We start from the raw sequence: 1,485 nt of genomic DNA, 5'->3' as shown, positions 1-1,485 counted from the left end.
TGCAAAGATGCATGTGAGACGAAGATCATAGTAACCCCCTTTTCCCTGAATGACTCTATCTTCGACATACACTTTTCCTGAAATGCGCTGTCTCCCACAGCAAGCACTTCGTCAAGCAAGAGTATTTCTGGTTCTATGTGAATTGCCACAGAAAAGGCCAGTCTCATATACATGCCAGATGAGTAATTTCTCACAGGATTGTCTATAAATTCTCCCAGCTCAGAAAAGGCTATAATCTCATCTAACTTTGCGTTTATCTCTTTTCTGGTAAAGCCAAATATAGATGCATTAAAATATATGTTTTCTCTACCCGTAAAGTCAGGGTGAAATCCAGCGCCCAGTTCCAAAAGGGTGGTCAGCTTTCCGTTTACCCTTACCTCTCCCTTTGTGGGATAGTATATCCCGCTTATTACCTTTAAGAGCGTGCTCTTTCCAGAGCCATTTCTGCCTACAATCCCCAGAGACTCTCCCTTTTTTACCTCAAGGTTTATATTCTTCAGAGCCCAGAATTTCTCGTATTTATGTCTGCCCCAGTTGACTATTCTTTCCTTCATAGACATAGCCCTGTCGTGGTACACCCTGAATTCTTTATAAAGTCCTTTAATTTCTACTGCAATTTCTGCCATCTATACCTCCTCAGCCACTCTTCTCTGTAAGCGGTCAAAGATAAGAAAACCAATCCAGAAAAATATAATGCTTCCCACAAACATCCAGAAAAGCGCTAAAAGATTGGGAGGTGTCCTGTAATACATTATCGCAAGATATGCCTCTACTATATGCGTAGCAGGGTTCAGGTAGAAAAATATCCTCAGGTGTTCAGGAACTATGCTTATTGGATATACTATTGGCGTAGTAAAAAACCACAGGTTTATAAGGACGTTTACTGTGTGCTCCAGATCCCTAAAATATACGTTTACTACGCTAAGGATAAGCACAAGAGGGATTAGAAATATTGTCTGAACAAGGAGTATTACAGGGTAGAACAATATATCGTGATGAATGCCTATTCCTGAAATCAACAGAGCCACCAAAAGTATTATCATGCTCAAAATATAGTTGATCATATTCGCAAACACTATAGAAAGAGGGATAACCTCTCTTGGAAAATAGACCTTTTTTAGTAAAGATGAGTTTGCCACCAGGCACCCTGTCCCCTGCAATACCGAACCAGCAATGTAGTTCCAGGCAAGAAGTCCAATAAACAAAAATATGCTAAAGTCCTTTATATCAGACTTCATAATAGTAGAAAAGACAAACGTATAAACAGCAAGCATCAAAAGAGGATTTAGGAACGTCCAGAAAAACCCCAGCACAGAGTTTTTATACCTTGCTTGCAGCTCTTTGGATACCAGGTTTCTCAGCATCTCTCGATAGCGATATATTTCAATAATTTTCTTGATCAAGATATCTCCTTAGTTAGGAAAATTCAACGAATATTAATTTTATCATAGAAAATTAAGATGAGGTTAAAAAGAAGGTTTTATA

General features: G+C 38.8%; 2 protein-coding genes. Both read right to left on the bottom strand.

Annotation, left to right across the window (positions count from 1 at the left end; all coding sequences use genetic code 11):
- Positions 1 to 626 (bottom strand): ABC transporter ATP-binding protein (locus V4762_RS09940; RefSeq protein WP_347315621.1); only part of this gene is annotated, 626 nt, incomplete at its 3' end.
- Positions 627 to 1,403, bottom strand: a complete 777-nt coding sequence (locus V4762_RS09935; protein ID WP_347315620.1) for an ABC transporter permease — start codon at positions 1,401 to 1,403, stop codon at positions 627 to 629.
- Positions 1,404 to 1,485 lie beyond the last annotated feature (82 nt).

It is taken from the genome of Thermodesulfobium sp. 4217-1 (genome assembly GCF_039822205.1).
Taxonomy (GTDB): domain Bacteria; phylum Thermodesulfobiota; class Thermodesulfobiia; order Thermodesulfobiales; family Thermodesulfobiaceae; genus Thermodesulfobium.
The sequence above is the reverse complement of the archived record's forward strand: the minus strand, read 5'-3'. Positions and strand labels throughout refer to the sequence as shown.